The 12,740-nt window shown below is 55.4% G+C and carries 11 protein-coding genes; 5 read left to right on the top strand and 6 right to left on the bottom strand.

Annotated features, from left to right (window positions below; translation table 11 throughout):
• Nucleotides 1-91 precede the first annotated feature (91 nt).
• Nucleotides 92-1,471 (bottom strand): cell wall hydrolase, encoded by a 1,380-nt coding sequence (locus AC6I9Z_RS15735; protein WP_497811042.1) that lies wholly within the window; start codon nt 1,469-1,471, stop codon nt 92-94.
• A gap of 218 nt (nt 1,472-1,689) precedes the next feature.
• Nucleotides 1,690-3,117, bottom strand: coding sequence for an MATE family efflux transporter (locus AC6I9Z_RS15730; protein ID WP_461459025.1), 1,428 nt, complete (start codon nt 3,115-3,117; stop codon nt 1,690-1,692).
• A 47-nt stretch (nt 3,118-3,164) separates the two neighbouring features.
• Between AC6I9Z_RS15730 and AC6I9Z_RS15725 the strand changes: the two genes are divergently transcribed.
• Genes AC6I9Z_RS15725 through AC6I9Z_RS15715 form a run of 3 tightly spaced genes read left to right on the top strand, consistent with a single transcriptional unit; the run spans nt 3,165 to nt 6,340 of the window.
• Nucleotides 3,165-4,430 (top strand): DUF2891 domain-containing protein, encoded by a 1,266-nt coding sequence (locus AC6I9Z_RS15725; protein ID WP_461459023.1) that lies wholly within the window; start codon nt 3,165-3,167, stop codon nt 4,428-4,430.
• A gap of 9 nt (nt 4,431-4,439) precedes the next feature.
• A complete protein-coding gene (locus tag AC6I9Z_RS15720; RefSeq protein ID WP_461459021.1) occupies nt 4,440-5,594 on the top strand; it encodes a sensor histidine kinase in 1,155 nt (384 codons plus the stop codon).
• Nucleotides 5,595-5,611: 17 nt separating this feature from the next.
• A complete protein-coding gene (locus tag AC6I9Z_RS15715) occupies nt 5,612-6,340 on the top strand; it encodes a LytR/AlgR family response regulator transcription factor (RefSeq protein ID WP_461459019.1) in 729 nt (242 codons plus the stop codon).
• On the opposite strand, the gene AC6I9Z_RS15710 is transcribed toward AC6I9Z_RS15715, so the two are convergent.
• From AC6I9Z_RS15710 to AC6I9Z_RS15695, 4 genes are all read right to left on the bottom strand, one after another.
• Nucleotides 6,337-7,377, bottom strand: coding sequence for a CaiB/BaiF CoA transferase family protein (locus tag AC6I9Z_RS15710; protein ID WP_461459017.1), 1,041 nt, complete (start codon nt 7,375-7,377; stop codon nt 6,337-6,339). The two genes, AC6I9Z_RS15715 and AC6I9Z_RS15710, sit on opposite strands and share 4 nt — an antisense overlap.
• An 80-nt stretch (nt 7,378-7,457) precedes the next feature.
• Complete coding sequence (locus tag AC6I9Z_RS15705; protein ID WP_461459015.1) at nt 7,458-7,868, bottom strand: PilZ domain-containing protein; 411 nt, start codon at nt 7,866-7,868, stop codon at nt 7,458-7,460.
• 221 nt (nt 7,869-8,089) lie between these two features.
• Nucleotides 8,090-8,500: an RNA polymerase-binding protein DksA gene (gene dksA / locus AC6I9Z_RS15700; RefSeq protein ID WP_254054326.1), complete on the bottom strand. Its 411-nt coding sequence runs from the start codon at nt 8,498-8,500 to the stop codon at nt 8,090-8,092.
• Between the two features lie 787 nt (nt 8,501-9,287).
• Entirely contained in the window at nt 9,288-10,313 is a 1,026-nt protein-coding gene (locus AC6I9Z_RS15695) for a hypothetical protein (RefSeq protein ID WP_461459013.1), read from the bottom strand.
• A 133-nt stretch (nt 10,314-10,446) separates the two neighbouring features.
• Here AC6I9Z_RS15695 and serS point away from each other — a divergent pair, with 133 nt between their 5' ends.
• Together serS and surE are read left to right on the top strand one after the other, a co-directional pair.
• On the top strand, nt 10,447-11,730 hold the full coding sequence (gene serS, locus AC6I9Z_RS15690) for a serine--tRNA ligase (RefSeq protein WP_461459011.1): 1,284 nt from the start codon (nt 10,447-10,449) through the stop codon (nt 11,728-11,730).
• Entirely contained in the window at nt 11,730-12,497 is a 768-nt protein-coding gene (gene surE / locus AC6I9Z_RS15685; protein ID WP_461459009.1) for a 5'/3'-nucleotidase SurE, read from the top strand. Before serS ends, surE begins: the two co-directional genes overlap by 1 nt.
• The last annotated feature ends 243 nt before the right edge of the window (nt 12,498-12,740 follow it).

The raw sequence follows: 12,740 nt of genomic DNA, 5'->3' as shown, positions 1-12,740 counted from the left end.
TCGGGTGGCTTTAGGCTCGTTTCAAGGGCAATGGCAAGCAAAAGCGCCGTTTGGTTGCGGCCGAAACTAACAAATGGCCTTGTCCGACGACCTAACTACCCGGTTTGTTTTTCCAAGTGCCAGCATTACGATATTCTGGTTTGACCTGGCTGACATTTGGCAATTTCTGGCCAGCAAAGGCTTCTTCTCCGCCTTTTTTCAAGGCTTCCTTGCTGTAGCTGGGCGCTTGGTAGGTTTTAGGCTTCCCAGCGTTGATAGCAGGTACTGGCAAGCTGTGACGCCGTGCGTTGTCCGCTGCGATAGCCGCCGCTTTCTCTGATTTCGCTGCCTCTTCCTGTGCTTTGCGGCGTCCGGCTTCATAGGCTTTTTCGAGCGCGATGGGATCGAGTGACGGAGCCTGATTCGGATCATATTTGCGCGGTTTCGGCGAGGGCAGGGGCTCTCCACCGCGATAGCTCTGACTGAAGGCGCTGGCTCTTCCAGCAGTGCCCTTCCAGCTGTAGAAGCGGTGCGCACCGATGGTGCCAAGGAACCTGAGGCTGGGTGCCCAGTAAGGATAAATTTCCGTGGTGTGATAGTGCGTCGCTGTGCCAACGGGAGATGCGATCTTTCCGCCCAGCGCTAAAGCAGCGACCTTCTTGGCCCGGTTCCAGTGATATTTCGACGGCGAGCGTCGCAGGGACCCGTCACAAGTATAAGAAAACTGGCATCCCGTGCTGCGTTCGCTACCCTGAAAAATCACGCCGCAAACGGTGCGCGGATAGCTGGGATGGCGAACGCGGTTCAGAACGACCTGGGCGACCGCGCGTTGTCCGGCATCAGGCTCCAGTCCTGCTTCGTAATAAATGGCCGAAGTCAGGCACTGCAGCGCGCGTCTATTGTCGATCAACGAGGCGCGGAACGCGACCGGGCGAATCAGATGAGCTGACGCGGTCTGATCTCGGCTGGCAGCTCCAATGCTACCATTGCTGGTTAGCAGGTCGCCAATCTCGGTTCCCCCAGGCTCGGCCAGTGGATCAATCGCCAGCTCCTCGTAATTTTGCGGGATCGCATAGCCAGGGTCGATGAAGTAAAAAGCGGAGCCCGCGAAATTTTCCTCGGCCCGCTCGACTGGCTGAAGACTGGGATCACTGGGATTATATTGCTGCGCGTCAAGGGAAGCCCGCGGCATGGTCGCGGGTACCATGATCAGGCTGAAAATCAGCAGACCCAGCAATATCCGTTCCCGAACATTGAGCATCAACCAGCGCGGCAGACGCCAAAGCTTTTCGACCTGCGGTTCCGGCTTTCCGATATCGGTGACGGCAGTTGGTGTTGAAGGTTCTTGGGTCCGTTTCGGCGGGGCTGGATCAGCTGCAACGGCAGGAGCAGGCGCTGTTGCAGATGAAGGGGCGTAGACGTACCCAGCCGGTCCGGCAATCGCCGAACTGCCGCTGCCTAGTTGCGGCACATAGGGAGGAGGAACGCGCACTGTAATTTTCAAAACACCTGCAAAGGCCCAAACGGGCTGAAAGCACTGCAATTACAGCCTTTCCCTAATGCTATCGCCTTCCAAAAACCGGGTGTTTCAAGATGGGACGAGGCGCTGGCAGGCGTTAAATGGTTAATCCAGCAATTCCGCGGGACAGCTATTAGGAATGCCTGGGTGTCTGAGGAAATCGGACTGCCCTGGCAGAGCTAATCTCTTTCTCAGTCCTTGTCAGAAGCGTGATTCGCTTCCTGAATATTCACCAGATGACGGGCAATGGCATAGCCGATAACGCCAAACATGACGCCACCAACGGCCGGTCCGATAACGATGCCCGGCAGCCCGTAAAGCGCCCCGCCAATCCAGAGAAACGGCAATATACCCAAAGTGTTGCGTGCCCAGTTCATTATTGTTGACCAGGCTGGACGCTCCAGATTGTTACAAGCGGCATTTGCTATGAACAACATGCCGTTGAAAAAGAATAACGGGGTCAGAAAGACCGCGAAAAGCCAAAAGACCTCGCGGCCCTCGCCCCGTAAATTGAACAGATCACCGATCGGTCCCTGGAGAAAGAAGAGGAGCGGCCAGACAAGCAGCGTATAGCCCAGGGCAAAGCCCATTGCCTGCTTGATGGTCAGCCGGATGCGGTCAAATTGCAGCGCACCGAAATTCTGACCGATTATCGGTCCAACTGCTCCCGACAGTGAGAAAAGCAGACAGAAAGCGACGGGTACAACCCGGCCCATAACGGCAAACCCGGCAATTACCTCATCGGGATAGCTGGCGATGAAACGGTAGGAAATGAAGCCGCCTACAGGGGTCGCCACATTGGTCATGATGGCGGGCACCAGTATCGCCATGACCGGTTTCAGATCCTCCTTGAACAAGACGGAAGAGAATTTCTGGAAACCGCCATAATGCTTGATAATAGGCCCTACGGCCAAGACAGAGGACACGATGGCCGCACAAGCTGTGGCGATGGCTGCGCCGTTTACGCCCAGCCCGAAACCAAAGATGAAAATCGGATCGAGTATGGCATTGGCAATACCCATGCTCAGCGTAACGTTCATCGCGCGCCGGGCCGCCCCGTGTGCGCGTAGAAAGCCGGAACATACCATGGCCGTGACACTGAACGGCATGAACGGGGCAACAATACGGATATAGCCGGTTGCGGCTTCTTTCGCGGTTCCCGTGGCGCCGGCAAGGTCCAGTATTTGCGGTGCAAAGACAAAGAAAATGATTGCCAGCGGGATTATCAGCATCATGCTGAGCGCCAATATATTGGTCAGATAGCGGCGCGCATATTCGGTATCTCCTTGACCGATTTTCCGTGCCGCCAGGGCGCTCGCAGCTATCATCAGTCCGATATTGAAAGCTGTACCGAAAAACAGGATGGTCGCGGCAAAGCCCATTGCCGCGGTCAGTGCGCTGTCGCCCAGTTGGGCAATGTAGAGCAGATCGACAAAATCGACGATGAACATCGTCAGCAAACCGATGCTTGCCGTTAATGTCATCACGGTAATATGCCGCATCGGACTACCGGTTAGGAATATGGCGGTCTGGCTGGCGATAATATGATCCTGAAAAATGAATATGTTGGCTGGAATCGACAAATTCCATCGCATCTTTGCCCTATAGCGTTTTGCCATCCGGTCAATTCATCTCTATGTGAGAAAAAGTTTCTGGGGAGCAATTTATGCTAGTGCGTTTGATTATCCTGTTTGTAACAGTCAGCTTCGTTTCAGCCTGTTCGGCAAATGAGGATGACGGTCAGCGGGGCACGTCCGAACAGGGTTATTTCGAGCGCAAGAACGTTGCGCCGGATCCAGCAGACAATAGCCGGTCGCCGCGAAAGCCCGAACATGCCTACGCACGAATCGCGCTGGACTGCATCAATAAACAATATCCCAATAAGATCAGCCATGTCATGAACAGTGCCAATGATGTGCAACAGCCGGTGCAGTTGACCCCGGTATTTTATGGCTGTTTTGACTGGCATAGCGCCGTTCACGGCCATTGGTTGCTGACGCGGCTGTGGGGCAATGGCTCGATCCCCGAAATGGAAGAAGAAATTGCCGCGGCATTGTCGACCAATTTTACGGAAGACAAAATTGCTGGCGAAGTGGCTTATTTCAATAGTGAAGGCCGAGCCTCCTTTGAGCGGCCTTACGGACTTGCCTGGTTTCTGCAGCTGACAGCGGAACTTAAGGAAATCGCCGCGGGAGAAGGATCCAAGGCACAGCAGGCGCAAATATGGCTCAATCGTCTGACGCCGCTCGAATCGGTCATTACCGACCGGATCAAGACCTGGATTCCAAAGCTTGCCTATCCGATCCGGCTGGGTACACATAATCAGTCCGCCTTTGCCTTTGGCTTGTTTCTGGATTGGGCGCGAACAAGTGACGATAGCCAAATGGAAAGCCTGATCACTGACAAAAGTCTCGTTTTTCATGGAGATGATCGCAATTGCCCCATCGCTTACGAACCGTCGGGCGAGGACTTTCTTTCTCCATGCCTGATGGAGGCAGACCTGATGCGGCGGGTGTTATCCGATACGGACTTTGCGGATTGGCTGACTGGTTTTCTGCCAGATATTCCGTTGGACGGCAGCGGCGACTGGTTGTCCGTCGGTATTGTCAATGATCCGACCGATGGAAAGCTGGTCCATTTGGATGGCGTCAACCTATCCCGTGCATGGGCGCTTGAAGGGATCGCGACTGCGTTGCCGGAAGGTGACAGTCGTAAAGCAGCATTGCTGGCTGCGGCGAAATTGCATGGCGATGCCGGCGAGGAGTCAGTGCGCACCCCCCATTATGCCGGCAGTCATTGGTTGGCGAGCTTTGCGACCTACTGGCGGACCGAACGCGGGCTGGACAGGGCGCCACAATCAAAAGCCGTTCCGGAAACCGGAGATGCCCAGAAAGGCAGTCAGCCACAGCAATTAGCAACTCCGCCGGAATAGCATATGTCCATGCGTTTCATGCCAGTTCCAGATAGTCTTTCACCAAAGGTATCGCCGTTCTGGCACCGCATATTTCCGGTCAATATCGATCTCGCTATGAAGAGTATCTTTGGTGTCTGGGCCGCGTATCTTGTCGTCAATGCGTTGCGCACGATTTTATGGGGCGCGCCGGATCACAGTCATACACTAACGGACTATCTGGTGACGACGATACTTTCGGTGGCCGTCACTTGGCTTTTGTATCGCCTGCTCACCCGGGTTGGTGATCGCAGCGCACTGGCGGTTTTCATACTTACAATTCCGACGATTTTCCTGGCCATAGGCACTGTCTATCTGACGAACTTGATATTGGCCTATCCCATATCGGTGCTGGAACATATCAGCGCAGAGCACCTGATTCCTCTGGAGGATGCTCTTTCACATTTTTTCGACACAGCCTTTATCAATTATCTGATATTGGTGGGATGGGGTGGACTCTATTTGTCCATGGCCAATAGCCGCAACAGTCAGGTCGCGTTGACTCACAGCCGCAATTTGGAGCGTGCTACCCGTGAAAGCGAAATGCGGGCGCTCCGCTATCAGCTGAACCCCCATTTTGTTTTTAACGCGCTGAATTCGGTCAGCAGTTTGATCATCGACAAGAAGAACGGGCCGGCCGAAAATTTGGTAGATGGTCTGGCGGACTACATGCGGTCGGTTTTGGATGATGATGGCGAAGACATGATCCCCGTCGAACAGGAGCTGACTCAGCAAATCCGCTATTTGGAGATTGAACAGGTACGTTTCCCTAACCGGCTCAGCTTTGATGTGCAGATAGATGATGGCGTTCGTGGTTGGAAAATTCCCGCCCTGATCGTCCAGCCGCTAGTTGAAAACGCCATTAAACACGGGGTGGCCCAGTCGTGCGTGCCGGTTCGAATATCGATCAGCGCAACGAAAGATGCGGACCGGCTTAAACTGGTGGTTTCCAATAATGGTCCGCTGCTGGCAACCAGTTCAAAAACCAGGGGAACCGGGACCGGGCTTGCCAATATACGGGAACGACTGGCCGCACTTTATGGTCCCGCCGCTGCATTATTCACGGGCAATGAATCAGATGATCTGGTGGTGGCAACGATCATCATTCCCGACGAGCAACAAATATTCCGCGACTATTGCTTGTAAGTGCGGTTTTTTTTGAGATGACCGATGACAAACTGCACATATTGATTGTTGATGATGAGCCCTTGGCCCGCCGGCGGATCAAGTCGCTATGTGACCGGATGAAGGATATTGACCGGATTACCGTCGCCAGCGGTGGTCAGGAAGCGCTGGACATGATGGTCGAAGATCCTCCGGAAATAGTCCTGCTTGACATCGATATGCCCGACATAACCGGTATGGATGTGGCAAAACGTTGCCAAGACCTGGAAAATGCACCGGAGATTATCTTCACCACGGCACATAGCCGATATGCCGTGGCTGCCTTCCGGTTCGATGCCACGGACTATCTGTTAAAGCCCGTCAAAGAGGATCTGCTGAAAGAGGCTCTTGGACGGGTATTGCAAAAACGGGAAAGAGGCGTCAGCCATCTGGGGCAACCTGCCGACCATCGGCTGTGGGTGCAGGATGGCAACGGCGCGGTGCAGATCAGAAGCGCAGATATCGGCTGGATCTCTGCTGACCGCGACTATATGCGTCTATGCCTGCCGGGGCATAACTATCTGGTACACGAATCGATGGGATCTTTATTGAAGCGGCTGCCGGATGGCATGTTTATGCGCGTCCATCGCTCCACTGCCGTACGCCGGGATTTTGTCCGTGACATTCGCCGCAAGGGTCGCCGTAAATTCATTGTGCTGGGCGATGAAACCGAACTCACCATCGGACCAAGTCACCTCAAGGATGTAATGGCTGCTTTTGCTGATTAAGCGGGCGGTTTTGGCTTGTCTGAAACCGTCACCGAATAGCGCGGTGCTGGTGCGGGCTGTAAATGACCGCCAACATCGACAAATGTCTCACGCTCGACATTATGCGGGTGCTGTTTGGCCTCTGCTAACGACAGAACCGGGGCGAAGCAAATATCCGTTCCTTCCATCAATCCGCACCACTCATCACGCGTTTTCATCTGGAACAGGTCAGTAAGCTTCTCTTTCAGTGGCCCCCAGGATTTGGGATTCATCTGCGCATCGAAATCGCTATCATCTTCAAGCCCCGCGACCTTTCGTAGTTGCGCATAAAATTGGGGCTCAATTGATCCGATCGAGATATATTTCCCATCCGCTGTTTCATAGCTGTCATAGAAATGCGCGCCGGTATCGAGCAGGTTGACGCCGCGCTGGTCCTGCCATTGACCGACATTGTGAAAATCGAAAATCATGGCCATCAGGGCGGCCGATCCGTCGGTCATGGCACAATCCACGACCTGACCGTCGCCGCCGGTTTTTGCGTGGAGCAAGGCCGAGACCATACCCAGTGCGAGCATCATGCCCCCACCACCGAAATCACCAACCATGTTGATTGGCGGCGTAGGTTTATCACCGGCTCGGCCAAAAGCGTGAAGCGCGCCAGAGATAGAGATATAGTTGATATCGTGGCCGGCGGCATGGGCGAGCGGCCCATATTGACCCCAGCCAGTCATACGGCCGTAGACCAGTTTCGGATTATCCTGCAACAGGACATCCGGGCCGAGGCCAAGCCGTTCCATAACGCCCGGGCGAAAACCTTCGATCAGGCCGTCAGATTGTTTGACCAGCTCACGCGCTTGCTGGATTCCCGCTTCGGATTTCAGGTCCACTTCGACCAGTTTGCGAGAGCGGGATAATGCGAGCCGGCCATCAGGCGCTCCGCCAGGACGGTGCAGAACAGTGACGGTTGCACCCTGGTCTGCCAGCATCATGCCGCAGAACGGTCCGGGACCAATGCCTGCAAATTCAATGATGTTGATTCCTGCAAGCGGCCCGGCCATATCCTACTCCTGTTTAATCATTTGATTAAACAGTCCTAATGCAGGCGTCGGATTCTAATCAAGCAGATTGTGAGCGCCGGTTAGCGTGGACGTTGTCCATGGGCGAGCGGCTTGCTCTGATTACCATGTTTCTTGAGATAGTGAGGTAATTCCACTTTATTTTGGCCCACTGGCTTGCGCGCCAGTTTCGGGTCAATCGAATGATCGAAAGCGATGCCCAAACGACCCTGCGCCACCCAGGCCACATAGCCTGTGACCCGGCCGATATTGCGCAGCTCCAGTTCCACCTTGTCGCCGCGTTTTGCGATCACCGGAGCTTCGGCCATCAAGCCGCCGGCAGACAGGTTGCGAATCCGCACTTCACCGCAGTCGTCGCCATCTACGAAGCGCAATGTTGCTTTCAGGAACAGGCTGTCCCGGTCAAGCTCGCGTTTGGGCTGGCCACTGGTCTGGCTGTTTTTCCCCAAATTATCGTCAAATGGTTCTCTCATGTGCTTCCCGCAAGTTAAATGTAAAATAATGTTGCTTGCCGCGGATAATAGGCCCGAAAAGGTGGAAGATTGGTTAATGTTCTGGTCGGCGATCAAATGAAATGTGATCCCAAAAAGAAACAACGGGTTTCTGACCGGCAAGTGTCTTGGACCAGCGCGTTAACGCTGTTGAGCCAGTAACGGTATCATAATGCGATTTTGGTGATTAGAACGCCAGTAAGCTATTGATCGCGAGAGATTTTCTCGTTGCGTTCATGCGCTTCCTGGGCCTCGACACTCATGGTCGCGATTGGCCGGGCTTCCAGCCGTTCCAGTGAAATCGGCTCGCCGGTAACCTGGCAATAACCATATTCACCTTCTTCGATCCGGCGCAGTGCCGCATCAATTTTGGACGTCAGCTTGCGTTGACGGTCGCGTGTTCGCAGTTCCAGGCCCCAATCGGTTTCACTTGACGCGCGATCATTGAGATCGGCTTCCTGGATCGGACCGTCCTGCAAATGAGCGAGAGTTTCCTTCGATTCTTCAATTATGTCATGCTTCCACTGTTCCAAAGCACGCTTGAAATAGGCTAGCTGCCGCTCGTTCATGAACTCTTCGTCGGGACTGGGCCGATAATCATCGTCCAGCACGATATCGCCTTTTTTGCCACTATTTGAAGCGGATGAATTTTTCGCTGAGGACGCCAAATATACTCTCCAACAACTATCACCAGCCTGATGGGCCAGCGTACGACAGGCTATGAGGCGGGCCTATAAACTCGGCTTTCGCCTTAGACAAGGTGCAATCTGTCGTAGCAGTGCAATTTATCCGGTTATGCCGCAAATGGTCTCTGAAATCGTCCGAATAACGACCCTGATCGCAAAGATTTCGCGACTCGGCATCATTGGTAAATCACCAAAGTTTATGGCTTTTTCTGAGCCCAGCGAAAGATATTCTCCGCAAATGGTATCAATTCGGGACATTAACTGTTCCTAGAGAGATTCTGATAGGGATTTTTCCAGTTTTTGCAGCGGAAACAAGGTTAACGCAATTGTGATCACTCCTTTCTTCTGCGCTTTTGATTGATATCGGAATCTACAGAGCGGCAAGCATATCGTTGCCTGACTGCCCATCGGTTCCAAAGCGGAAGAGAGTGAAGACTATGTCGGTAAGAATGGCTTTAGCAAAATTATGTGCATGTACATGCGGCGGTGCTTTGATTGGCGGCGGCGCGGTGCATGTATCGGAAGCGCCGACAGCACCTTATATCAAGAAGGTCGACAAGAAAAAGAAGGTGCGCGCCCGCGTTCTGAAGCGTGGCCAGTCTGCGCGCAAGGTTAAACGCACCCGGCGAACGGTTACCAAGACAGTGACGGCTTGCAAGCCAACCGTGGTAACTATTGCCCAGGCACCGCAGCCCATTCCACTACCTCCTCCGCCCTATATTCCTGCTCCATTGCCGGAAATTCCCGTGCTTGAAAGCGGCGGCGGTTCTGTCCCTGTCGTGATCGGCGGCAGCAGCGGCGGCTTCGGCGGTGGTTTTGGTGGCGGTTTCTTCGGCGGCTTCTTTGGTGGTAGCTCGGGCGGCGGTTCCGTCGTTATCTCTTCGACCAGCAGTGGCGGCTCGACCAGTACGTCTTCGGGCGGAAGCTCGACCAGTGGCGGTTCCACCAGCACGTCAACAGGCGGGTTCTCCAGCACCGGCGGTTCCACCAGTACATCAACAGGTGGCTTTTCCAGTACTTCTACCGGAGGCTCGACCAGTACGTCGTCGGGCAGCATCAGCACTTCGACAGGCGGCGTGAGCACGTCAACCGGCGGTGTCAGTACATCAACAGGCGGCGTCAGCACATCGACTGGCGGTGTAAGCACCTCGACCGGTGGCAGCAGCTCATCCAGCTCTTCCAGTAGCTCCAGCTCGTCGTCGAGCAGCTCATCCAGCAGCTCCAGTTCGAGTGGTAATACCTCAAGCGGTATGACCAGCAGCGGCATGACATCCAGCGGCCATCCCGGCACGTCGACCAGCAGCGGAAATACCAGCACGGGCAGCACCGGTTCTTCGGGTAGTTCGGGCTCGTCCGGAAGTTCAGGATCATCCGGCAGCAGCGGGTCATCAGGTAGCAGTTCGAGTAGTTCGAGTAGTAGTTCGTCAAGCAGTTCGAGTTCTTCCAGCAGTGGTGGTTCGGGTGGCAGCTCCGGTTCTTCGGGCAGCAGTGGATCATCCGGATCGTCAAGTTCGACGTCCTCTGGTGCGACAGGCGGATCATCCAGCTTTGGCAGCAGCGGCTCGTCCAGCAGTTCGAGTTCCTCTTCGAGCAGTTCGTCCAGCTCCAGCACCTCATCTGGTGCCAGCAGCGGCGGCTCAACCGGTGGTTCCACCGGCGGAACTCCGGTTCCTGCCCCGCCAGTGGTGCTGCTCTTCGGCGCGGCGGCAGCTGCCCTGTTTGCGCGCAGCCGCAAAGCCAAAAAGGCCGCCGCTTAATCGGCAGGCCGAAAAACTGAATTCACAAGGCGGCTGGAGCGATCCGGCCGCTTTTTTGTTGGCTGGGCCGCGCTCTGCACTTGAACCGGCGCCACTGTCTCGGCATAGGCTTTTTCCATGCATGATCTAAAAACCATCAGAGAAAACGCGGCTGATTTTGATGCCGCTTTGGCGCGGCGCGGTGTCGAACCCGTTGCAGCGACTATTTTGGCGCTGGATGAAGAAAATCGCAGCATTGCGACCAGGCTTCAGGAAGGCCAGGCGCGGCGCAACGAAGCGTCCAAGGCCATCGGCAAAGCAAAAGGGCAGGGCGATGAGGAAACCGCACAGGCTTTGATGGCCGAGGTGTCCGAATTGAAGGCGAGCCTGCCCGCGCTGGAAGAGCAGGGGCGCGAGGTTTCCGGTAAATTGCGCGATGCTCTGACTGTACTGCCCAACCTTCCCGCAGCCGATGTGCCCGAAGGCGCGGATGAAGATGATAATGTCGAGGTCGACCGCTGGGGCACACCGCGCAGCTTTGATTTCAAGCCGCGCGAACATAGTGATGTTGGCGTAGCGCTGGGCCTGGACTTTGAAACGGCCGCTGAAATGTCGGGTGCGCGCTTTGCGTTTTTGCGTGGTCAAATGGCCCGGCTGCAACGTGCGATCGGGCAATATATGCTCGATCAGCAGACCATGGAAAACGGCTTTCAGGAATGCGCGCCACCGGTGCTGGTGCGTGATGAGGCCATGTTTGGCACCGGTCAGCTGCCCAAATTTTCCGAAGATTCGTTCCAGACCACCGATGGCCGCTGGCTGATCCCCACTGCGGAAGTGAGCCTGACCAACAGCGTGCGCGGACAGATTTTGAACGAAGCCCAATTGCCGATCCGGTTGACCGCCCTGACCCCCTGTTTCCGTAGCGAGGCAGGCTCGGCTGGTAAGGATACCAAAGGGCTGATCCGCCAGCATCAGTTTGAAAAAGTCGAAATGGTCGCGATTGTCCATCCCGATCATAGTGATGCCGAACATCTGCGGATGACCGAAGCGGCGGAGTCGATATTGAAAACACTCGAACTACCCTATCGCAAAATGCTGCTCTGCACCGGCGATATGGGGGCAACCGCGCGCAAGACCTATGATCTGGAAGTCTGGTTACCAGGCCAGGACACCTATCGCGAGATTTCAAGTATCTCGACCTGCGGCGATTATCAGGCGCGCCGAATGAACGCCCGTTTCCGGGCCGAAGGCGAAACAAAGGGCACGCAATTTGTCCATACGCTCAACGGCTCTGGCCTTGCGGTTGGTCGGACTTTGGTCGCGGTTGTTGAAAATTATCAACAGGAAGACGGTAGTGTCATAATTCCGGACGCGTTAAAGCCTTATATGGGTGGTATCGAAAAACTGGAGCCTGCAAGCTGATGCGCATATTGCTGACCAATGACGACGGATTTGATGCCCCGGGCATGAAAGTCTTGCTCGACATTGCGCAGCATTTTTCGAACGATATCTGGATCGTTGCGCCATCAGACGAGAATAGCGGTGCGGGCCATTCGCTTACTCTGACCCGCCCCTTGCGCATCCGCAAGCGCGGCGACCAACAATATTCAGTCGATGGCACGCCCACTGACAGCGTGATGATGGCGGTCGCAAAGATCATGAAGGACGGTCCGCCGGACCTGATCCTCTCCGGCGTCAATCGCGGGGCCAATCTGGGCGAAGACGTGACCTATTCCGGCACTGTATCCGCCGCGATGGAAGGCGCGCTTGCCGGTATTCCCTCGATCGCGCTCAGCCAAAGCTATGCGCGCGGCGACATGGGCGATGATGTGCCTTTCGAAGCCGCACTGCAATGGGGCGAGCGTGTGCTGCGGCCGCTGATCAAGCAGAGCATGGATCATCGCACGCTGGTCAATATCAACTTCCCGGCGCTGCCCGCCAGCGAAGTGAAGGGCATCCGCGTGGTATCGCAAGGCATCCGCGACTATGGCCGCCTACAAATCGTCAGCAACCGCGACCCGCGCGGCTTTGAATATCACTGGTTCGGCCTCGGCCCGATGGTAGAAACGCCTGCGCACAGCACCGATCTGGAAGCGATTGAGGACGGCTATGTCTCGATCACGCCGCTGCATCTTGATCTCACCCATTATGAATCGATGGATGCTCTGGGCAAGCTTTACGATAATTAGGTGAGATGAGTCTTTATTAGACCTCAAGCGCCGGGCGCGGGCATCCGCCCGCTTGGCTTTCCTCGCATAAGCTCGGGCGCGCGGTCGCGCTTGCCTCGCTGCGCTCGGACGATGCTCTCAAGATTGGCACCGGACCGACGCGAAGCGGAGGCAAGGGCGCCAAAATCAAATGGCGTCCGCCGCGCCTTATGGCGCGATAGCCAAGGCGACGCATGTCGCCGCCCAGCGCCTGAGGTTCTAAAA

Source organism: Parasphingorhabdus sp. (genome assembly GCF_059726685.1).
The sequence above is the reverse complement of the archived record's forward strand: the minus strand, read 5'-3'. Positions and strand labels throughout refer to the sequence as shown.